Raw genomic sequence first — 22,115 nt, 5'->3', positions numbered from 1 at the left:
TAGGAGGTAGAAGGCAGGAGGCAGGAGGCAGGGAGAAAGAATTTACCAATGACTAATGACTAATGACCAATGACTAAGATCACTTAATTTTTTGGAGATGACTAATGAACGATTTTCAAGATGCATTTATATCTTATGGCAGAGCCGATAGCAAAGCCTTTGCTACCAAACTTCATAACCGACTCAGAGAAGAAAAACTAGAAATTTGGTTTGACCAAAATGATATTCCTCTGGGTGTTGATTTCCAGAAGCAAATTGATGATGGCATCGAAACATCAGATAATTTTCTCTTTATTATCGCTCCCCATTCCATTAACTCACCATATTGCGGTAAAGAAATTGACCTAGCACTCAAACGGAACAAACGGATTATTCCCTTGCTGCACGTAGAGCAAATTACCGAAGAAATTTGGCAGCAACGTAACCCTGGCAAAGATCCCAGCGAGTGGGAGATATATAAATCAAAGGGATTGCATTCTAGTTTCCCGAATATGCACCCGGCTATTGGCAAAATTAACTGGGTATATTTTCGTGAAGGCATAGATGACTTTGAGCAATCCTTTACGGGATTATTAGAACTGTTGACTCGTCATCAAGAATATGTGCATCAACATACCTATTTTTTAGCCAAGGCTCTGGAGTGGGAACGGGAGCAACAACAATCCAGTTGCCTCTTAATTGGCGATGAACGAGTAGAGGCAGAAAAATGGCTAAAAATCAGGTTCAAAGAGGAACAGCCACCTTGTGAACCCACAGATTTACATTGTGCTTTTATTTGTCAAAGTGTTAAAAACGCCAATAATTTGATGACTCAGGTGTTCCTTTCCTATTCGGATAAAGAACGGGAGTTCATGGAGAAAATTACCAAAACCTTGATGCGGGAAAGCTTCACAGTTTGGACAAATAAAACTGATATTCAAACTGGGACAGATTTTCAAGCAGCAATTAATCGCGGGATTGAAGAAGCAGATAATTTAGTTTTTCTCATGTCTCCATCTTCTTTAGCATCAGAATATTGTCAACAGGAACTTACCTATGCGTTGTCTCTAAAAAAGCGGATTATTCCCCTATTAATACAACCATTAGACTTAGATCAAATTCCCCAAGAATTGCGTAATATCCAATTCATAGACTTTACCGACAAGGAAGAAGAGGGCAAAGAATCGGCTGATACCGATAATTTAATTAATATTCTCCATCAAGATGCGGCTTACCACCACCAGCACAAACTGATTCTGACAAAGGCTTTAAAGTGGGAACGACAAAAACGTAATCCTAGTATTCTGGTGCGGAATAACGATCTCCGTAATGCGGAAGCCTGGTTAAAGGTAGCAAAACCAAAAACACAGCAACCGTCTTTACCTATACAAGAAGAATTCATTGCGGAAAGTCTCAAGCAACCACCCAATGCGGTTTTAGATGTATTTGTTTCCTACTCTAATGCTGATGCAGACTTTGCCCGTAAACTCAACGATACACTGCAAATTCAAAATAAAACTACCTGGTTTGATCAGGAAAGCATCATCTCTGGGACTGATTTTGAGGAAGAAATGTATAAAGGAATTGAACTTGCTAACAATTTCTTATTCATTATTTCTCCTAATTCGATTAGTTCCAACTATTGCGCGACAGAAGTGGAATATGCAATTAAACTGAATAAGCGTATTGTCACAGTTTTGTATTTACCCGTTGATGTTGATAGTCTTCACCCTGGTTTAGCAAAAGTACAATGGATTGATTTTCGCAAACATGGCGGCGATTTTCTCACCAATTTTGGGGAATTAACCAGAACCTTGGATGCAGATCCAGATTATGTCAAAAATCACACTCGTTTATTGCTCAAGTCTAAAGAATGGGAACAGCAGAAACGTGATGATAGTTTCTTGCTGCGGGGAAAAGATTTAGCAGCATCTGAGGAATGGCTAAAAGAGTCTGAAAACAAACAACCAAGTCCTACCAACCTCCAGCTAGAATATCTTACTGCTAGTCGCGCTCTCCCCTATCGCAAAATTAAACTTCGCAGCGTATTTTTAACTAGCTTAGGTGTGACAATTTTCATGTTCATAGCGCGGTTGTTGGGAATCATGCAGCCATTAGAATTAGCGGCTTATGACCAAGTAGCGCGGCTACGTCCTAATGAACCACAAGATGAACGATTTTTGATGGTGGATGTTGATCCTGAAAGCATTGATAGGATGAACGAAAACCCGAAATATCAACAAGGAAGAGGTTCAATTGCTGATGCTGCTGTGGATGATTTACTGAAAATCCTCTCCCCAAATCAACCCAGTATGATTAGTTTAGATTTCATTCGGAATTTTCCAGCAGAAGGCGGTTTGGGTAAACGTCTCCGAGAAACGACAAACTTTATTGCATTGTGTAAAAACAGTTATATCAATGAACGTGGTCAAAATATTCCGGGCTTTAAACATCCCCCAGAAGTGCCATTAGAACGGGTTGGATTTAGTGATTTGGTGGATGATGATTCTCAAGGCGCTCGCTTTGTTCGCAGACATTACATGATGCAAAAATCAGAACCTAAATATTGCAATGTTCAGGAAGCTTTGAGTTTAGTAATTGCGCGTCGTTATCTGGAAGCACAAGGTCATAAATATATTTCTCCTTTAAATCCAGAAACGAGAGAATATGATCAAGACATGGCCTTTGGAAAAACCGCAATTCCCCTACTAACGGGCAATGGTGGTGGCTATTCAGGGTTTAATAACAACCAGCTTCAAGGTTATCAAACCATGCTGAAATATCGCGTTTATCAGGGTGATGCTGATAAGTTTGCCCCCAGAGTCAATATTTTAGATGTTCTGAACAACAAAGTACCAGCGGAAAAGATTAAAAATCGGATTATTTTAGTTGGCTTCACAGACAGACAATTCCGACAAGCAGATTATTGGAATACGCCCTATGGGGATGTGCCAGGGGTGACATTGCATGGACAAATGATTAGCCAGATTCTCAGCGCTGTCTTGGATAATCGTCCCTTGATTTGGTGGTGGCCTTTTGATTATGAAATCCCTTGGATTTTTGGTTGGTCTTTGGTCGGTGGTATCGTCTGTTGGCGACTTAACCGCACCTCTTATCTAGTTATGGGTATGGTTGGTTCTGTAGCTGTCCTATACACCGCTTGCGCTGTGATTATGGTGTCCCAAAGCGGTTGGGTTCCTTTAGTTCCTCCGGCTTTATCCTTGATTGCTACAGGAAGTGGAGTGATTTATCTAACTTACAAATTACGTAATTTGTAACCTTTCATCTCGTTCCTAGTCTCTGACTAGGAATGCTATCATTGAGGCTCTGCCTCAAGTACAAAGGAAGCCAGAGTCTTCCTACATTCATTCCCATGCAGAGCATAGGAACGAGATGATGATTTTATTTTTTGGGTGGAGTAAAACCAAACTTTGTAAACATCCAGTGATACCATTCTTGATGAGTAGTAACAAAAGTTAAAGCTGATTCCAAATCTATCTCTAAATCTTTATTATGAATACTGATAATTAGATCATAAATCAAATCGAAGAGAATTCTATCTTCTTTATTAAACAGAACAAAATTCCCATTAGCACTGTTTTCTAGTTGTTGTATTCTTTCTTTACCGACTTTAGCAGTAATGCCTGGTTGACGTTCATCTCTGATTAAATAAAATTGGCTTTGAGGATTATTAATCACCAATTCATTAAAATTACTAATCCGACTCGTAAAGGGAGTACCACTAATTTCTAAAAAAGCAATTACATGATATTGATTACCCTTTTCTATGACAATATGTTCTGGTAATACCTTTTTCCCTAAACGATATTGTGTTAATTTAAACGACTAGATATGAGTTAAAGCTTCAGCAATATTCCTCAACTTACCAACATCATCACCATCACTAACAATAGATGGATTATGATATTTTTGTTCTAACTCAATTCTATGTTCATTGAGATATTCAATTACAGGATTTACAGGAATTGCAGTTTCACCAGATAAATAAGTTGCTAATCTATTCTGTAAGTTGCTTAAATCAACAGCATTAGGTGATTGTATAGCTTGAATTAGCTGACTTAAAACTTCCATTGATGTTTGTTGCTGTTGCTGTACAAATTTTAATTGCTGTTCTATTTTTTCATTACTATCTAATTCCCGAATTGGTTTTCTTTCCTCTGGTAAAGGAATTCCATTAACTCTATAGTCATAGTATTTAGCCGCACGATTTAAAGCCGCACGAATAGGTTTCTTTCCTAAGATATCATCTAAATCTTCAGGTAAAAATAACTGTTCTAAGGTAATATCTACAGTTTGTATTTTCACTTTGAGAATAGATTTAACTTCCGCTTCTGTCGGTTGACGTAAAGAAACCTGATATTGAGATACTCTCCCAATAATAGATTGATCAAATGTTGTTTGAAATTTTTCCCACCTATCAGGAAATAAATTCAAAATAATTAAACTATTGGGAACATGAGTGAAAATTTCTTTGATAGCTTCCCCAAAATTTAACAAGATTTCTTGATTGTGAGGAAGTCCTAAACCTTCTAATTGATCAAAAATAATAATTAAAGGTTCATCTAAAACAGATAATTTACCTAAAACTGAAATAGCTTCTAAAGAAAAAGCTTCTTTACTAATTTCTTCTCCCCAATTTGGTAAACCAACGGTTTCAGCTTCTTCGTCAGTTAAAACATTTCCTGCTAACCAACGAGTGGTAATATTTCTATATTTATAATCTGTATAACTGCAATATTTAACCATGCCTTTAATGATAGATAAAGCAAAACTACCCGGAGCATAATTACTCATCCACCATTCATTAATCGTCTTTTCTATATATTGCCAATATTCTCGTTTTCGTTGTGTATTTTCTTTACTTAAAGCACTAATACTATTATCTTCTAAATCATATAAGGCTTTTAAAATATCTATATCTTTTTGTGTAACATCTCTATCATTAAGACTAACTATTTTCCGAAAAGTGTTAATAATTAAAGAGTATAATTGAGGTAAATTTCCGGCTTTCTCAACTAGGGATTCTAAAATTCTACTATAAATATGATAAAGTACAAATTGGGCATTATTCGGTTGACGAATAAATAGTAATCTATTACTTGATAATCTCTCATTAGCAAGTCGCATCATTAAATGAGTTTTACCAGTACCTGGTTCTCCAATAACAACTACACCTTTACTCTGATGATTAGGATCTAATTTAATATTATTTAAAGCAGTTTGTAAAATCTGAAATTCTCGATGATAAGTATCAGCATAATCTGGATGATGCTGAAAAGGAGTATCAACTCGACTGCTAGTAAAGGGATTAGGTTGTTTTTTGAGATTTTCTAACATTATCTTTCTATAAAGATGATAAGTAAATGTGGCATCATAACTAGCGGTATGTGCCATATTCGGCAGAAAATATTGATTATTAGCTCGCAGATTCAAATATTTACTCAGATACTCTAAAGAATAACTTTCTAAATTTGGAAAACAGTCTTTTGCCAAAATCCAAGTACAATCAAATTGTAAATTTTGCCAAGGTAAATCAACTTGTCGAAAACTATGCTTGAGGATATCAATATCATGTTCTGCATAGTGACAAATAATTTTTTTATTTTCAACAATAGTCAGAAATTCTGTTAATAAGGTTTTGAGACTTTTGAGATTTAAAACATTCTGAAACCCATGAGAATTACCATCACAGAAACCTTCATAAATTACCACACCTTGACTATCAACAATAGCTAATTCAGTTAAATTTGGTTTACCCTCAGTATCTAAAATAACAAAGTCTATATGAGTTTACTTTTAAGTATAACACCTGTGATAGTTCCATTGTAAACTATAAAAGACTTATTTCACCAGATATCTACCTATGAAACGTCAACAATTATCACTTTTTTCTCGAACTGTTTTAGTCTGCACCTTGACAACGATTTTCTCTAGTAGTCTGCTATCTTTGGTGTCTCCTGTACAGGCTTCAATTTTTGACGGTCTCTTTAATAACAAAGCTGAAGGAAACGCTTCTGGACGGTCTAGAGGTGGAGCAACTCGTTCTCAATGTTCGCAAATCAGCGACAAAAGCCTCATGGCCTTAGTTCCTCAAAGTAATGAAGGATTAACTACTAAGGACTATCCTGAATTCTGGTTTTATATCCCATTTGATAGAACGTCTCAATCTCCCCCAGGACAATTTAGATTATTAAATGAAAAAAGAAAATCTGTTTTGCAAAAACCACTTTTATTCCCTTTACCTGATAAAAAAGGGATTGTCCATTTTAGTCTTCCTACTACCGAAAAACCACTATTAGCAGGAGAACGATATCGTTGGTTTTTCAAAATTGCTTGTGTGAATGATCAAGGTTCACAAACTAATATTACTATTGATGGTTGGATTAAAAGAGTCGAACCAAGTCCTAAACTTGTAGAGCAACTAAAGAAAACCAGTTCTCAAGAACAATATGTTCCCTATGCGGAGAATAATATCTGGTATGAAACTTTGAGTAAGTTGGCGGAAAATCGGACTACTTATCAGCAGGAGTGGAGTGAAATGTTATCGCTGTTTAGTCTGACAGAATTCAAAGAATCTTCTATTTCTGAACTCAAGCCGCAAAAGTAATTTAAACAAGAGGTGATAATTGATAATTGTCAATTTCTAATTATCACCAAATGTTGGTAATTTTTAATGTTTCCGTCCCCTTGCGGGGATTAGTTATAGTTGCTGCTTGTCTAAGTAAGTAGACGAAAATAAATCAAAGTAGATTAAGTAATGTAAAAAATCTGGAGATGATTTCGTAGTAAGGGCTTCAGCCCTCAAATGAGGAATAAATTCCTCACTACAAACTTTGAATTATTCAAGCCGTTCTACTTAAGTAAATCAGACATTACCTACGTTTACCAGAACGACGTGGTGTAGGAGAAGTAGAACCAGGCTTTTTATCACCTGCTGCTGTGCGTGAAGAAGGCTGTCTAGGTGATTTTGAAGAAGCAGATTTAGGCGCAGAACGACGAGTTCGCTGATTTCCACCACCAGCAGGGGCTTTGCGTCCATTGGGAATTGGTTCGGCCTTAATTTCCGGGTTGACTCCAAAACCAGCCACCACCTCTTTCGGTAAACGCTGCTGAATTAGTTGCTCAATATCCGCTAACAAATGATGTTCATCAACACATACAAGGGAAATCGCTTGACCTTCCGCACCTGCGCGTCCAGTCCGACCAATACGATGCACATAATCCTCTGGGACATTAGGTAAATCGTAATTAATAACGTGAGGTAGTTCGCTGATATCAAGACCACGCGCAGCAATATCCGTTGCTACCAATACCTGCAAAGTCCCATCTTTAAACTTAGCCAAAGCGTGTGTTCGCGCTCCCTGACTCTTATTCCCGTGAATAGCCAGGGCTTGAATGCGGTCTTCACCCAACTGCTTCACCAACCGGTCAGCGCCATGCTTCGTGCGGCTAAACACTAATACTTGATACCAGTTATTTTCCTGAATCAGATGAGAAAGTAATTGCCGCTTGCGATCGCGGTCAACATGATAAACTTTCTGTGATATCGTTGCCGCAGTTACGTTCCGACGTGCAACTTCAATCATTGTCGGGTTATGTACTAACCCAGCCGCGAGAGTTTTCACCTTATCTGAGAATGTCGCAAAAAATAGCAAATTCTGGCGTTGTTTGGGCAAAAGCGAAAGAATGCGGCGAATATCATTAATAAAACCCATGTCCAGCATTCGGTCTGCTTCATCCAGTACCAACACTTCCACACGGGACAAGTTCAGAGTCCCTTGTTGAACATGATCTAACAATCGTCCTGGAGTTGAAACCAAGATATCTACGCGGGTTCGCAATTTCTGTTTTTGGGGACCAATACTGACTCCCCCAAACATCACCATTGAATTCAGATTTAAGTATTTACCATAATCACGGACACTTTCTTGCACCTGTGCAGCGAGTTCACGGGTAGGTGTCAGAATTAACGCCCGAATTGGGGAAAATCCAGTAGAATGACTGGGAACGTTCTTATTTGCAGATAACCGATGTAACAGCGGCAAAGTGAAGCTGGCAGTTTTGCCTGTACCAGTTTGCGCTCCAGCCATAATATCACCACCAGCCAATACCACAGGGATAGCCTGTTTCTGGATTGGTGTGGGTTGATTATATCCTCGCTCAGTGACAGCACGGACAATTTCCGGGGACAAGCCGAGATTAGAAAAAGACATAGAACTCCAAAAATAACATCGGCCTGTCGCCACTCACGGCTTCAGTCTTAGGCGGACGAATGGTTTAAAATGCTAAATGGGCGGTAAGCACCAAGACTAGGAGCAAATGCCACAGTCAACCATCATAGCAGAATTATTGTTAAATCTGAAACTATGTTTAGTATGAAGTTAATTTCCAGAAGGAATTAAATATACGCTTTCTAAAACCTTTGTAAAGACGTTCCATGGAACGTCTCTACTTTTTTACCAGATGTGTCATTCTCAATAATTAGAGAATCACTATTGTTGGCTGGCTTTTTCCCTTAACCAAACTTCTAAATCACCAACTTTTGAAAAATCTAATAATACATCTCCTAATGACTCCAATTCATCAGTAGATAATCCTTGAATTTGCCCTATTAAAGATAATTCAAGTTCCCCAAATCGGTGCTTTAATAACCGGAGAATTATCTGTTGTTCTCCTAGTTGCTGTCCTTCTTGTTCTCCTTCTTGTCTAGCTTTTTCTCTGTCTTCTTGATAAAGCGGTGCTAATCTCATCACTAACTCCCTATCATCTGTTTCTATTTGTTGATTAATGTTCAAGTTTTTTTGGAGGTTGTACAGCAATTCTAGCGTCACTTTCCGAAATGGATGATTTGCCGGTAGTGCTGCTAATTCATCAATTGCCTGTTTTTGAACTGTGCCACGTCCCAATACTCTCAACCACAATGTTTCTTGAGTACATGGTAACTGATGCAAGGCAACGATGACTGTCCGTAAATACTCAGGTAAAAAATGTACTCCTGCAACCCAGTCTGGTTTTTGAGTTGCACCAAATCCTGAGAGGATAGTGGAAGATGCAGTAGGAGTGAGAATCCATAATTGCGGGACTTCTATATTTTGAATAGAAGTTTTATTGCGGTTTGCTTCTCGTTGTAATGCACTCCGCACTTCCAGTAATTTTAACAGACAATCACATATTTCTTCTTTGGCTGCTGGATTGCGAAAAGGTTCAAAGATTGCAGGTTTAGTGGCTATCTTCCCCAATAACCCTAATATTTTTAAACTAGGATTTTGTGGAGAAAAAGGCGAAAATAATACATCTATTTCTCGAACTTCTGCCGCAACGCGACTAGGTGCTTGAATTTCTCCATAGGGTTTGAGTAATTCTTCTAAATAGTCCTTTGAAAATTGGTCATGAATAAATCGCGTCATTGAAAATCATGTCAGACAATGTGCTAATTACTCGGATTTTATCTGTTTTTCAGTAGCTTTAGAAAAAGGTTTGCAGAAAATAACTTTAGAAACAACTCTTAATAATAACTATAGTGAGATAATTAAAGATTGATATAGAGACTTTGTAAACTATGGCTGAACTACCCAAAACCCTAGAAGATGCGATCGCTCAATCAACCGCAGCGGTAAAATCAGCTTTAGCTGATGGTATGACTCGGATTCAAGTTGAGTTATTATTTCCAGAACTCAAATTCATGACAGTTGCAGAACAGTTTCTTCCCCTGTTCACTGAATATGAATCCCGTCTCAAAGTCTTCTTTGCTGATGCTGGTGCGGCTGCATTAGCCCGTCGTGATTGGACAGATGCCCAATTCCAAATTTCCGATATTGGTACAGGTAGGGCTGCATCTTTAGAAGCGAAAATTCAGCCAGAAGATGAAATTTTCCTATTTATTGCCCCCACCTCTGTAGAAGTCCCACAATTAGAAAAGTTGTGTGAACTGATTGGGGAACGCCCTGTCATCATGTTAACACCCAGGCTAGAAGATTCTAGTGTCGTTGGTATTGGTTACACAGCCAGAGAAACCCGTCGTCGCTTCATTAGTACCATCGAATCTTGTTACTATATCCGTCCTGTAGATGATGAATCTGCCCTTTTCCGCTGCTACCCTGGACTATGGGAAGTATGGCTAGAAACAGCGGGTGAATATCAAAAAGTTGCCGAACTCCCTAAAAAACCCTCCGGTGATGAATTAGACGCGATTCTCATGGGGGGACAAAGGGAAAACACTACGGACGCTACACCTACGAGAAAACCCAGTGTGTTTAAGAGTTTGCAACGGTTTATCAAGGCTTTGAGCAGTTAGGATTACGAAGTAATGGGGAAATCGGTTAATCACCCAATTACCCATTACCGATTACAATTACCAATTACCCATTCTTTTGATTATTTATTTTAAAGATGAAATTAATCTGTTCTCAAAGTGATCTTAGTAGCAATCTTTCCCTCGTCAGTCGTGCAGTCCCGTCCAGACCAACTCACCCTGTCCTTGCCAATATTTTATTACAAGCAGATGCCGAAACTAATCAAGTCAGTTTAACAGCTTTTGACCTCAGTTTAGGTATCCGTACCAGTTTTACTGCCGAGGTATTAGAAGGTGGGACAATTGCTCTCCCTGCCAAACTGCTTGTAGATATCACCTCTCGCTTACCAGAAGGGGAAATTACCCTTGATGACCAATCAGGAGATAATACTGGAGAAGGTATAATTGTTACTCTCAAACCCAAAAGCGGACGTTATCAAGTGCGGGCTATGGGGGCAGAGGAGTTTCCTGAATTACCAGTGATTGAAAACGCCGAAGCAATTCATCTTACTACTGCGGCACTAATTGAAGGGTTGAAAGGTTCTTTATTTGCTACCAGTTCAGATGAAACCAAGCAAGTCCTCACAGGTGTACATTTAACCCTGAAACAAGATACTTTAGAATTTGCAGCCACGGACGGACACCGTCTAGCAGTTTTGGAAACTACTAATGAGCGTCCTGTGGAGGGAAGCGAACAGGTAGAGGTGACAGTACCTGCAAGAGCATTACGAGAGCTACAACGGATGTTAGGACATAATTCTACATCAGAAGAAACTGTAGCTGTCTATCTTGATCAAGGGCAAGTTGTCTTTGCTTGGCAAAATCAACGGTTAACCAGCCGCACTTTAGAAGGACAATATCCCGCTTATCGGCAATTAATTCCTCGGCAATTTGAACGCCAAGTCACATTAGAAAGAAAGCAATTTATCAGCACTTTGGAACGAATTGCTGTATTAGCAGATCAGAAAAATAATATTGTCAAAGTCAGTATTGATCATGCCAATCAAGAAATTACTTTATCTTGTGAAGCGCAAGATGTTGGTAGTGGTACAGAATCAATGCCAGCCCAAATATCTGGAGAAGATATAGACATTGCTTTTAATGTCAAATATCTGATGGAAGGTTTGAAGGAATTACCATCTTCAGAAATTCAAATGCACTTAAATCAAAGTTTAACTCCAGTAATTTTCACGCCTTTGGGTGGTTTGAAAATGACCTATTTAGCTATGCCTGTACAACTGAGAAATTAGTTTTTAAGTCAGCATTTAGCTATCAGGTCATACAGCAGATTTCGCTCTAATGAGGTACTTGAATCATGAAACTCTTGTAGTGCGGGCATACTTCGACAAGCTCAGTACAAGTCTTGCCCGCTGGATATATACCTCATAACACCGGAAAGTGCTGTAACTAGAATATCCTAGATTTGTAAGGGTTTAGCAGTGCTAAACCCCTACCTATAGAATCAAGCCTACGGGAATAATTTAGTAATAAATTTTACCGCCACCCCATTTAGTCCCAACAACTTTTGGTTGGAGGAGAATGTGTCCAGAGATAGCCACCAAGTTATCTTCCGTCAGATTTCGCATTTGTGGGAAAATATCCGCACTCTTGATACTGGGGTGGATTTCAGAAATCTCGGTTTCACCATCATAGGTAGTGGGATTTTTGATATAGTCCACCAAACCTACAATATTATTGCGTTTAGGTAAAGCTCCTGCCAAAGCTTCTGGGTCAAGTCCCACGTTTTGGTTAGTCTTAGTTACACCACCAGCATGGCATTGAGCGCAAGCAAAATTAAAGAGTCTTTTGCCTTCTTTGACTTGTTTTAAACTGAGAACGACGGTATCACCTTGATCATTTAATGGCACCGTACGGATAGCTTCATCTAGTTGCATTGCTGTTGCAGTACCGACAACCATCTGTAATGTCAGCAAAATAGTAGCAACAACAACACCAATTAGTCTTTTAAACATATTTCCCCTCAAAGATTTTATTGAGTCACTGTAATACCAATATCATGTTAGGAGTCCAATTTGTTGCCAAAAATACGATATGTTAGACTCTCAAAATCTAAATTTCTGGATAGGATTGGGGAGACAAAGCTAAAATCGCTATTTTTGGTGTTGTGAAATGGAAATGGTATAGTTGTACTTTTGTTTCGACAATTCACCCACATACACTGAGTATTTGCCTACTGTCCAGTAGCCAGAATGTTTTGGTTTATTCGCAATATCATCATTACTGAGTACACAGAAGCGCCCTCCTGGTCCCTCAACCAATAGTGTTGGCTGTCCTTCAGCCTCTACTGTTAACTGTAGATAAGGTAGTGGCTCTGTCACTTCAATCACTTGACTGGGTGCAGTGGAAGTATACCCGCAATCAGTTTTTGCCTGTCCTCCAGAGATACCAGTTAAAGTTATGGGGTCTATATCAAGAGGATTTTTAATTTTAGTAGTTGGGGGTTGTGGGGGTTGGGCAAAACCGGACTGAGTCAGCAATAAACTCATGGTTAACCCGACGGGAACAACTGTAAATATCCTGAAAGTTTTCATGTTATTTCTATGACCTTAAATGTTGAGAACGCAATTTATGCATATAGTAATCTTGAATAGTCTATATTCTCAAGACGAAGGCAATCAGATGGAGTTCCTATGGGATATTTTCAAAACTAAGGCTGTAATTGACTAAATTAAGAATATTTGGAGGCGGAGAGGATGCCTAAAAAGTATCATGCAAGTAACTGAACAAAATTAATTGCACATTTTTTTCATAAACAGAAATCTCTGTATTCCTTTCCTGTTCCCTCTCCTCAATCTGAAATTTATTTTGCACGACTACTTATATCTGAATTACTGCTTCAGAGTGCGGGAAAGAATGGGAGGATTGCGTTAGGCTGGATAAAACTGAAAAACAACGGGTTGTTCCATCCGTATAAATCCTGTTGACACTCCCCGGTCTAAAGACACGAGGATTCTTGGTTCAACGAGACCACTTAAACTAGATTCCTTGCGTTATCTAGCTCAGAGGTGGGACTCTCCCCAAGCGTTAACTTTCGGTCTGCCCGACCGTAGTTGCATGACTGCAAGTCCTGTTTAACTTGAAACGAGAAAGTTTCAAAATTCTGATTCGTCTAGTTCCTATAAATCTTTTACCTACTGCTAGGAGGAAACTAGAACAATGCAGTAGAACCGCATAGATTTAATTGTCAAGGTACAGAAAAGCCGTTAGGCAGTTAGGTTTTTAGACAGGTTGATTACCCTTCCTGTTACAAATAGTGTAACACTAATCGTCACTGGGGGATAAATCCCCTAGATGGCTTTCATCCCCGTCTTAAAAGACATTGACACCTAAAAACTTTTTGGATTTTTAGGTGTCAATTCCGGGGTTTTCAGCTTATTTTCTTATAAAATTTCCTGATGTTCAAACTAAAACATCCTCAAAACACTAACACAGGGTGGTCTTTGGATCAACGAGATCCAAAGTTCATCGAGTCTATGATGCCTATACTAGGCTTGTTATATAATTTCTATTTTCGAGTCCAAACCAGTGGCTGGGAAAATGTCCCAGATGAGAAAATTCTCATTGTCGGTTCTCATAATGGCGGACTGGCTTCTCCGGACACATCCATGATGTTATATGATTGGTTACGTCGCTTTAGTGTGAAAAGACCGATTTATGGCTTGATGCACCCTAAAGTTTGGGATGTGTTGCCACCGGCGGCGGAAATGGCGATGAAGGCTGGTGCAGTGAGAGCGCATCCGAAAATGGCTTACAAGGCCTTGCGGGCTGGTGCTAGTGTCTTAGTCTATCCTGGTGGCGCTGAGGATGTGTTTCGACCCCATGCAATGCGGGATAAAATTTATTTTGCCCAACGGAAGGGGTTTATTAAGTTGGCACTCCGGGAAAATGTCCCGATTATACCAGCAATTTCCTGGGGATCACATGATACTCTGATTGTCTTGGCTGACATATATGAAATTATGCAGCAATTTCATAAAATGGGGATGCCTTGGCTGTTTGGGATAGATCCTTTGGTGTTTCCTGTTTATCTGGGATTACCTTGGGGATTGGCTTTTGGACCTTGGCCGAATATTCCTTTGCCCGTGCCTATCTATACTAGGGTTTGTCCCCCGATTGTGTTTGCAAGGTATGGAAAAGAAGCCGCAAGCGATCGCATTTATGTGAACGAATGCTATGAATTAGTCAAAAGCAAAATGCAGCAAGAGTTGGATAGTTTAATTCAAGAAGCTGGTCATTAATATTATCCTGGCGGTGCTTTTGTCGCCAGGTATTTTAAAACGTTAATTAGGTATTTGTAGGTGTAACAATTGCCTGTATATTAAGTAAGTGGACGGGAGATAAACAAAACTTGTAACAATATGTAAATTTGCCTCTATGCGTTATTGTGGTTGAGTTTTAGCCATTCCCCAAAACGAAATATATTTTGATTTTCCTCCGCCCACCTACTTGGATTTCATATTGAATATATCAGAGAGTTTTATGGTACAGAAAAAACCGCAATGGTTTGAAACCGCTCTACAAATTAAAGGTTCAGTCATTGCTGCTATCTACAAACGGGTGCTGTTATGTGGTGCTTTTGGAGTTTTAATTTCTCTACTTTATCATCTTCAAATTCCCGTTTCTCAGCCAATTTTAGGGACTGTTATTCCCAGTATTGTTTTAGGTTTATTATTAGTATTTCGCACGAATACAGCTTATGATCGCTTTTGGGAAGGGAGAAAATGCTGGGGGCAATAGTCAATACTACCCGTAATTTAGCCAGACAAATATGGGTATCTATTGATGAAAAAGAACCAGAGGATAAAAATAATAAAATTGATGCCTTAAACTTACTTGTGGCTTTTGGCGTAGCGACAAAACTACATTTACGAGGTGAGCCTATCAATAATGATTTAGAAGAATTAATGCCAGACTCTTACTATATAAAATTAAAGATTATGAATAATCCTCCTTTAGAAGTAGCTTTTTGGATTAGCGATTATTTACAACAGCAATACAATCGTCATTGCATTAATAGTTATCAATTGACATCTCTACAGGAATTATTAAATATCTTGGTAGATAATTTAGGTTCTTGTGAACGAATTTTAAGAACACCAATGCCTCTAGCTTATGCTATTCACCTTAAACAATTATTATTACTGTATTGCTTCCTCTTGCCATTTCAAATAGTTCAGAGTCTTGGCTGGTGGACTGGGTTAATTTCTGCTTTGGTTAGCTTTACGTTATTAGGTATTGAAGCCATTGGTTTAGAAATAGAAAATCCCTTTGGTTATGATGAAAATGACTTACCTTTAGACGCAATTTGCATAACAATGAAACGGAATATTGATGATTTAATCAGCTTAACTCCTACTGTGCATAAATCATGAAATTTCAAATAGCAGTGGCAATTAAAAGAATGCAGAATTTAGAATTTAGAATGACGTTTTGCAACGGGGATTTTACCCCGACGCAAAACCCGCTGCTTGTAGAAGCAGGGGACTTTAACCCCCAAAGGTAAGTTAAAAATCTCATCTTAGATTATCAGGAAATATCAGCTATAAATGGAGATACTGCCTCAACAAATGCCTGAGTATATTCATAGGGCATGACATTTTTGCCAATGATTTTTACTCCCTGACTTTGAGGTAAGCAATTCAGATAATATGCTAATCGTTCGTCGGGAGCTTCTGGTTTACTTTCTTTACTAATACCGCGAGCTTGTTCTCCCACAACCAATAATGTCCGGTGCGAAATTGAGGCAATATCACTACTGTAATCTCTTTGCCAAAATCTCGCTAAAAAAGCAAATACAGCATAACGCCCTCGCATATTTTTAGCATCTGCTATGAGAGTATTTAGCCATTCATCATCAACGTTTTCACTAACAGCAAACAATTTTTCAACAGAGAAAGAATATAAAAATTTGCGGGTACGGGCATAGCGGAAAAAAGCATTACCTATGGGAGATGTAAAAATGCTCCAAAGTAAGTTCTGTTGCCATTTGGGGGCATTTTTAGTAATAACTGGACGAGATGTAGGATCAGATAATACTAACCCAGCAATTAAGTCTTTTTCCAGTTTCACTAATTCAATGGCAACGGGTAATAAAGCTCCTTGGACTACGATAATAACGGGTTGTTTAACCACAGTTTGCAAGAAGTGTTCTAACTGTTTTGCCCAGTTAATTGGTGTATGCGCTAAAGCTGGCATATCACTTTCACCACATCCCAATAAGTCGGGATTATAAATAAGATTTTGGTGCTTTTTATCATACCATTCTCGGCAAAATCGCTGCCAAAATTGCCGTGATAATCCTACTCCGATAGGATGAATTAAAAGTAACGGAATACCTGAAGCAGTAGAATTGAGAGGTTGATGAATTTCATAAGCACAGCGGTAGTTTTGCCAACTATAATACTGGGTTGGAGATGCTGTGGAGTTGCTGATTGTAGATGATGACATGATGGCAATTTTTAATAGTAACTAAAAAATCATGTGAGGATGAATGAATTGATATCCAGCATCTTTCAGTTTTTGATTGGACACCCAGGCATTATATGGGCGGGTATTTTTATTATCTGCATCCCAAATAACATTAGGTAAATTATTTTTTGTCATCACATTATTAAGTAATTCTTTATTCGTGAGATGACTATCATCTACAAGATTATAAATACCTTGTAAGCGCTGCTCACGAGCAAATTCTATTGTACTAACAATGTCATCAAGATGAATCCAATTGCTGATATCTTCCCCATTACCAGGACGGGTTGTTCCTGACGCTCTACTAAATAGTTTTACCAGTTCTCTACCGGGTCCATAAATACCTCCTAAACGTAAAATACAAACGCGGGTATTGTCATTATTTGCTGTTAATAATATATCTTCTGTTTTTCGCAGTAGTTGAGAATTGCGATTAGCTGGTGCTGGTGGGCTTTCTTCGTCTACCCATACACCGTTTCTATCTCCATAAATTGAATAACTACCTGTATATATTACTTGGTGAATATTAGGAAATTGGGGGAGGAGAGAAACTAGATTTTTGGCAGTGTTTACATAAGTTTCTTCATAAGAATCAGCGGTTTTTGCGCCGACACTTAATAAGATAACTTCTTGATTTTTTAATACAGCTTTCAAGCTTTCTAGATCATTACCTGAAGTGACAATAACCCTTTGTGCTACTGCTTCTAAAGTAGATATCCTTTGGGGATTAGTGGTAGTTGCCGTCAGCATAAAATTACTATTTGACTGCCAATATTTGCTAACGGCACAACCGACATAACCACAGCCAATAATTGCAATGTTCATGATCATTAATAGAACTAAAATAATTTATTTTTAACAATTACCAGTCAATCATCAATAGTACAGGAATCCAGAAGCTTTTGGCTAATAAGTATTAGTCTAACTTTAAATTTTCCTACCTATTCAGATGTATAACGGGAGCAGGAAGCCACATTGATAATTAAATTTTGTGAATATAGCAGCCCTATTTTCTATTTAAACTTGACTGATGCACTCAAGCAGCAGGAAATAGATTCTCTCACATATTATGGAGTATGGCTATATTATTAATTTCAGTGGCTATGAACTGTTACTCACTGGTGATTTAGTTTGTAAGTAATTTTAACTTACTTTTTTACTTTTTATCCTCTGAAGTCGTTTTTAGTTATGAATTATACCATCTGGCATGATTGCTCCAGTTAATTTAGCACCAATTAATTTTACCAGCAGGCGATCGCCTGAACGAATTCTCGCCCCTGTCAAGTCAGCACCCCGCAAGTCAGCACCGCTAAGATCCGCACCAATCAAATTAGCCGAGCGTAAGTTGGCATCTCTTAAATCTGCTAACAGTAAGTTAGCTCTAAATAAATTGGCTTCTGACAAATCCGCACCTCTGAGAATCACCTTGTGCATAAAAGTATCACTGAGATTAGAACCGCTTAAATTTGCATAACTCAAGTTTCTTCCTGATAAATCCCGATTACTCAAATTAGCGCGGCTAAAATCTTTACCACTTAAATCTGAATTTGCCTGTGGTTGTTGATAGGTTTTTTGTGGTGAGTAAGAGTATGTAGATGATGGTTTATCGGCTTGAGGTGGTGGAGAATAAGCGGGAGTGGGCTGTTTATTCCGGAAAGAGCGCAATTTATCACGAGCTTCATTAAATAATTTCAGCTTCTCATGTGCCTTGTTTTGTAAGCGCAGGTTGTCTTTGGGGAGGCGGTCCGGGTGCCAAACAAACACTAAATCTTTATAAGCCTGGTTGATTTCTTCAAGTGTGGCCCCTAGCTCTAATTCTAAAATTCTGTAGTACCGCTCCAGTTCGCTGCTCGTCATAGTGTATTGATGAATATTAATTAATAATTGAACAAATGATGAGTTATTTGTTCATTCTACAACTTTCTTATTCAATGAACTTACGTTGAATAGGAGTTTGACTGCTTTTACAGCCACTAGCATCTTGACTAATTTAACTGGTTTACTTGCTATTTTTTCAGCATCAAGGAACACATCTAAATTTTCCAAAATTTACATTACAAAAAAGGGAACAGGGAATAGGGAACAGGGAACAGATAAGAAACTCAAGTTTCACCAGTTTAAAGCTCAGTCAAGAAAAAGATATTTTTCAAAGATGCGTAGCCCGAAAAAAACAGTATCATTCAAAAGCGAAACCCAACAGTATCATATAATTGATTGTTGAGTTTCTTTTGTCAACTTGATCAAATAATGTATTTTCTATGAGCTTATGTGGCAACTTTCATAAAAGAGATAAATTGAGTTTATTGCCAGATTAATAATATTTATTTGCCATATTTTGAGAGAGTTGTAAAAAGGGGTATTCGATATATTAAAAATAAATTTTGTTGCCGCAAAATTTTCGGCAGTAGTATTTGCATTTTTGATAGCAGCTACAATGGACTCATCAACTTTGTTCCAATCAAATTGTTTATCAATAAATACTAAGTAGGTGAACGGAAAAAAACCGTAGACGCGGAGCGGCTTCTCGAAGAGTAATATGTAACGAAAAGTAAAATATTTAGCATGAGCCATACCAGTAATTACCAAATCAGGTTTCAATTCATAAATCCGTTAAATTTGATTGTAATTATCAGGTTTTTCCACAATTCTGAATTTTTGGAAATTGGAAAGTAGATGATTGGGTATTGGGGAATGGGTACTAAAAACAGGTTTTCACCCTGATAGAAAGCCCCCTGATCCCCTGCTTCCTCTCGCCCACCTTCAACAATTAATTGTTGGGGAAGAGACGAGCCATTTCTGATTCATTAAAAACCTCAGATGGCAGTTCTTCCAAATTGTCGTCACCATTCTGAAACGAAGTTTCATCACCCCAGATGTCCGAAACTACATCATCAAATCCATTTTCTGCAGATGTATTCAGCCCAGTCAAAGCATGATCAGGTATTTCCCCAAAGGGATTTTCACCAACTGAAGTGAGGCTATTAAGGCTCTGATCATTGCTTTCATCAGTTAAAGACATGGAAGTAAAGGAAACATGACCAAAATTACCCATTGCTTCTGAGTCATGGGCAATATCTTCATCAGATAAGGAAATATCACCAAAGCCATCATCATCTTGTTCTACAGCCCAAGTCGCTTGTGTTTCGTTTCCCAACTCATTCAGACTCATTTCAGGGATTGAGAAAGATTCCGCTTCTGGTTCAGGTCCATCCACCATGACCACAGCCTGCTGACGGGAGTACATCTGTGGTTCTACTGTAGGACTGAGACGATTACCAAGGGCAATATCGGGGTCAAAATGTAAATTCAGAACTTCAATTAAAGTATCCGCATCTGGATTCAGTTTGGCAAAGGGAAGCATTAGCTGGGCCAATTTCGGTTCTAGAGCATTAATAACTCCCAGGATAAGGTAAGAAGAAGGTCGCTTGCCGCCATCAGGGGTATAAACTGATTCAACAGTCATCTGAAGCGTAATCCATTCACGATTAGCTTGAAAGAATTGCAGCCACTTTTGTTTGATCGAATCGGTAAAACTATCAAAGAAAGCCATAAACCCATCCTGAGAGGTAAAATGTTTGATACAATCATCAAGTCTAATTCCTCTTCAGCATTTCTGGGTTGAACTTTTACTGAATTGAGATAAAAATCTGACAATAAAGAAAAAAGTTCACGATCTGAAGTATCGGAGGGAACAACATTCTCATAGTCATCATCACTGCTGAATTAGTAAATATTTTTAAATTAGAAAATACCTGATATAAAACTTAATAAATGATGCGTAATAGGTAACGGGTAAGGGGTGAAAAAAGAAAGTTCTTCACAACCGACAACCGACAACTAACAATTGACAAATGACTAAAAAACAAAAATTTCCTTACCTACTGGGTTCTAAATGGACTGCACAACAAAAAGTTGATGGCTGGCGACATTTTCAGGTTGTTAACCGTAAAAATCAGGGTAAATGGGTATATGCAGAAATGGTAGCAGCTTGTGATCCTCAAGTGCGCTTTTGGTTAAATGCTAAATTATTGCAAGATAATTCCCAGTGGTATGCTGGGTGGCAAACTTTGCAAGAAATTAATTCTATTGAATCCGATCCAAAAAAGCTAACAAAAGCTAACAATTGTTAGCTAACCCTAATTGATAAAAAAACAAGGGATGATCAAAATATAGGAAAATTTTGATCATCCCTTCCGACTAGATATTTTATTGTAAAATCTGATTCCGACAGTATTCTTGCGTAGGTGTCACAGAAGCAACTTCCACCTCTACAGGTTTCTCTGGAGTGGGGTTAATAATAAACTCACTGGGTCCTTGATGAGGTTTTTGAGAATTTCCCCAGTCATAAGTATAACCTAAACCAGACCAAGGATAATATTCCTTTTTAGCATTGGTGTAGGAATTGGTATATATTGCCTTGACTACAGGACTACTATCAGGAACAGGTAAAGGTAAAAGATTACAACTAGCATCGTTAATTTCTGCATCAATACATGGTCTAGTTAGATCTTCTGCTTTTACCCACATTTCGACAAAATGGGTTTTCGTAGAATATTTATTTAAGATTAATCCCAAATACTGTTGTAACCGCAATGAAAGTTCAACATTATCAGGAATATTGCTATCAATAGCTTGATATTTCTGACAAAATTCTTTCACTTGTGGAACTGCTGTAAACCAAGTTTGATAAGGTAGCAGTTTTTTTGTACCTATTGGCCAATCTGAACTTGGGCTACTTGTATATTTCCAAGTTGACATCAAATATTCTATTTTGCCATTATTTTCTCTCCATTTAACCTGTGGATTATTTGGAGATAAAGCCAAAAGATTATTCACTACTTCATCTGCTAATGGTTGTTTAGCATCTTCAATACTTTCTGCCAATTTTTTTGTCAGAATATTATAAGTTTCTGGTTGATACTGCAATAGATAATCATAGACATTTTGAGTTACTTCTAATTGTGATAATTGGGTTTTTGCTACGGGTGTACTATAGCTAGTCATTCCTTCAGCTAATACCCTATTTTGCCATCCGAAAACTAAAAATGCACAACAAAGTAAGCCCAAAAATAATTTATGCTGCCAATTTCTCATGATTAATCACTTGGTACGTTAAATTTTCCGTCAAAGATGATTCTACATGAAAACACTATCAATTCTGTAACAATAATTGTTAATAAAACATTAAAAATACTTAAAAAAGATCGTAACCATAAATTTCATATATTCAGAATTTTTACTAGCGTATTAATACTTAAAAAAGATAATGTGTCAGCACTTTTCCAGGACATTGACTAGTAGTCTGTCAGAGGATGTTTGAAAAGTTTTTAATGTA

Annotated in this window: 17 protein-coding genes and 2 pseudogenes; 7 read left to right on the top strand and 12 right to left on the bottom strand. The window is 38.0% G+C overall.

The genetic code is table 11. The annotated features are described in order from the left end of the window. Positions 1-104 precede the first annotated feature (104 nt). Complete coding sequence (locus tag FJR06_RS11685) at positions 105-3,257, top strand: TIR domain-containing protein (protein ID WP_015079552.1); 3,153 nt, start codon at positions 105-107, stop codon at positions 3,255-3,257. 124 nt (positions 3,258-3,381) lie between these two features. On the opposite strand, the gene FJR06_RS24350 is transcribed toward FJR06_RS11685, so the two are convergent. Together FJR06_RS24350 and FJR06_RS11680 are read right to left on the bottom strand one after the other, a co-directional pair. Then, on the bottom strand, positions 3,382-3,678 hold the full coding sequence (locus tag FJR06_RS24350; protein WP_254434089.1) for a hypothetical protein: 297 nt from the start codon (positions 3,676-3,678) through the stop codon (positions 3,382-3,384). A 147-nt stretch (positions 3,679-3,825) separates the two neighbouring features. Continuing rightward, on the bottom strand, positions 3,826-5,712 hold the full coding sequence (locus tag FJR06_RS11680; protein ID WP_235081990.1) for an exonuclease domain-containing protein: 1,887 nt from the start codon (positions 5,710-5,712) through the stop codon (positions 3,826-3,828). Between the two features lie 151 nt (positions 5,713-5,863). On the opposite strand from FJR06_RS11680, the gene FJR06_RS11675 reads away from it, so the two are divergent. After that, on the top strand, positions 5,864-6,607 hold the full coding sequence (locus tag FJR06_RS11675; protein WP_015079553.1) for a DUF928 domain-containing protein: 744 nt from the start codon (positions 5,864-5,866) through the stop codon (positions 6,605-6,607). Positions 6,608-6,872: 265 nt separating this feature from the next. On the opposite strand, the gene FJR06_RS11670 is transcribed toward FJR06_RS11675, so the two are convergent. Then, entirely contained in the window at positions 6,873-8,213 is a 1,341-nt protein-coding gene (locus FJR06_RS11670; RefSeq protein ID WP_168651477.1) for a DEAD/DEAH box helicase, read from the bottom strand. Positions 8,214-8,492: 279 nt separating this feature from the next. Beyond that, complete coding sequence (locus tag FJR06_RS11665) at positions 8,493-9,407, bottom strand: DUF4351 domain-containing protein (RefSeq protein ID WP_168651476.1); 915 nt, start codon at positions 9,405-9,407, stop codon at positions 8,493-8,495. A gap of 152 nt (positions 9,408-9,559) precedes the next feature. On the opposite strand from FJR06_RS11665, the gene FJR06_RS11660 reads away from it, so the two are divergent. Both FJR06_RS11660 and dnaN read left to right on the top strand, forming a co-directional pair. Beyond that, positions 9,560-10,294 (top strand): DUF1995 family protein, encoded by a 735-nt coding sequence (locus FJR06_RS11660; protein WP_168651475.1) that lies wholly within the window; start codon positions 9,560-9,562, stop codon positions 10,292-10,294. 95 nt (positions 10,295-10,389) lie between these two features. Next, entirely contained in the window at positions 10,390-11,541 is a 1,152-nt protein-coding gene (gene dnaN, locus FJR06_RS11655; protein ID WP_015079557.1) for a DNA polymerase III subunit beta, read from the top strand. A gap of 231 nt (positions 11,542-11,772) precedes the next feature. Here dnaN and psbV read toward each other — a convergent pair whose 3' ends face one another. Together psbV and FJR06_RS11645 are read right to left on the bottom strand one after the other, a co-directional pair. Further along, positions 11,773-12,264 (bottom strand): photosystem II cytochrome c-550, encoded by a 492-nt coding sequence (psbV, locus tag FJR06_RS11650; protein ID WP_168651474.1) that lies wholly within the window; start codon positions 12,262-12,264, stop codon positions 11,773-11,775. 138 nt (positions 12,265-12,402) lie between these two features. Beyond that, complete coding sequence (locus FJR06_RS11645) at positions 12,403-12,843, bottom strand: hypothetical protein (protein ID WP_015079559.1); 441 nt, start codon at positions 12,841-12,843, stop codon at positions 12,403-12,405. Between the two features lie 864 nt (positions 12,844-13,707). Here FJR06_RS11645 and FJR06_RS11640 point away from each other — a divergent pair. Further along, the gene (locus FJR06_RS11640) at positions 13,708-14,550 is read left to right on the top strand and encodes a lysophospholipid acyltransferase family protein (RefSeq protein WP_015079560.1); all 843 of its coding nucleotides are present in this window, start codon (positions 13,708-13,710) and stop codon (positions 14,548-14,550) included. 241 nt (positions 14,551-14,791) lie between these two features. Further along, positions 14,792-15,684: pseudogene (locus tag FJR06_RS11635) on the top strand (bestrophin family protein). 154 nt (positions 15,685-15,838) lie between these two features. Here FJR06_RS11635 and FJR06_RS11630 read toward each other — a convergent pair. The 5 genes and pseudogenes from FJR06_RS11630 to FJR06_RS11610 all read right to left on the bottom strand — a co-directional run. Further along, on the bottom strand, positions 15,839-16,759 hold the full coding sequence (locus FJR06_RS11630; protein WP_015079562.1) for an alpha/beta fold hydrolase: 921 nt from the start codon (positions 16,757-16,759) through the stop codon (positions 15,839-15,841). Positions 16,760-16,780: 21 nt separating this feature from the next. After that, on the bottom strand, positions 16,781-17,605 hold the full coding sequence (locus FJR06_RS11625; RefSeq protein ID WP_015079563.1) for an NAD-dependent epimerase/dehydratase family protein: 825 nt from the start codon (positions 17,603-17,605) through the stop codon (positions 16,781-16,783). 357 nt (positions 17,606-17,962) lie between these two features. Further along, positions 17,963-18,637 (bottom strand): pentapeptide repeat-containing protein, encoded by a 675-nt coding sequence (locus FJR06_RS11620; protein ID WP_015079564.1) that lies wholly within the window; start codon positions 18,635-18,637, stop codon positions 17,963-17,965. 910 nt (positions 18,638-19,547) lie between these two features. Continuing rightward, positions 19,548-20,330, bottom strand: a complete 783-nt coding sequence (locus FJR06_RS11615) for a DUF5331 domain-containing protein (protein ID WP_015079565.1) — start codon at positions 20,328-20,330, stop codon at positions 19,548-19,550. A gap of 29 nt (positions 20,331-20,359) precedes the next feature. Beyond that, positions 20,360-20,482, bottom strand: a pseudogene (locus FJR06_RS11610) (ferredoxin:protochlorophyllide reductase (ATP-dependent) iron-sulfur ATP-binding protein); the annotation flags it as partial. A gap of 149 nt (positions 20,483-20,631) precedes the next feature. Between FJR06_RS11610 and FJR06_RS11605 the strand changes: the two are divergent. After that, positions 20,632-20,910, top strand: coding sequence for a TIGR02450 family Trp-rich protein (locus FJR06_RS11605; RefSeq protein ID WP_015079566.1), 279 nt, complete (start codon positions 20,632-20,634; stop codon positions 20,908-20,910). A gap of 76 nt (positions 20,911-20,986) precedes the next feature. On the opposite strand, the gene FJR06_RS11600 is transcribed toward FJR06_RS11605, so the two are convergent. After that, positions 20,987-21,874 carry a hypothetical protein gene (locus tag FJR06_RS11600; protein WP_168651473.1) on the bottom strand — a complete coding sequence of 296 codons (888 nt, stop codon included), beginning with the start codon at positions 21,872-21,874 and terminating at the stop codon, positions 20,987-20,989. Between the last annotated feature and the right edge of the window lie 241 nt (positions 21,875-22,115).

Source organism: Dolichospermum sp. UHCC 0352, from assembly GCF_009711925.1.
In the GTDB taxonomy this organism is placed as follows: domain Bacteria; phylum Cyanobacteriota; class Cyanobacteriia; order Cyanobacteriales; family Nostocaceae; genus Dolichospermum; species Dolichospermum lemmermannii.
Note: the sequence above shows the minus strand (reverse complement) of the source record. Positions and strands in the feature narration are given on the sequence as shown.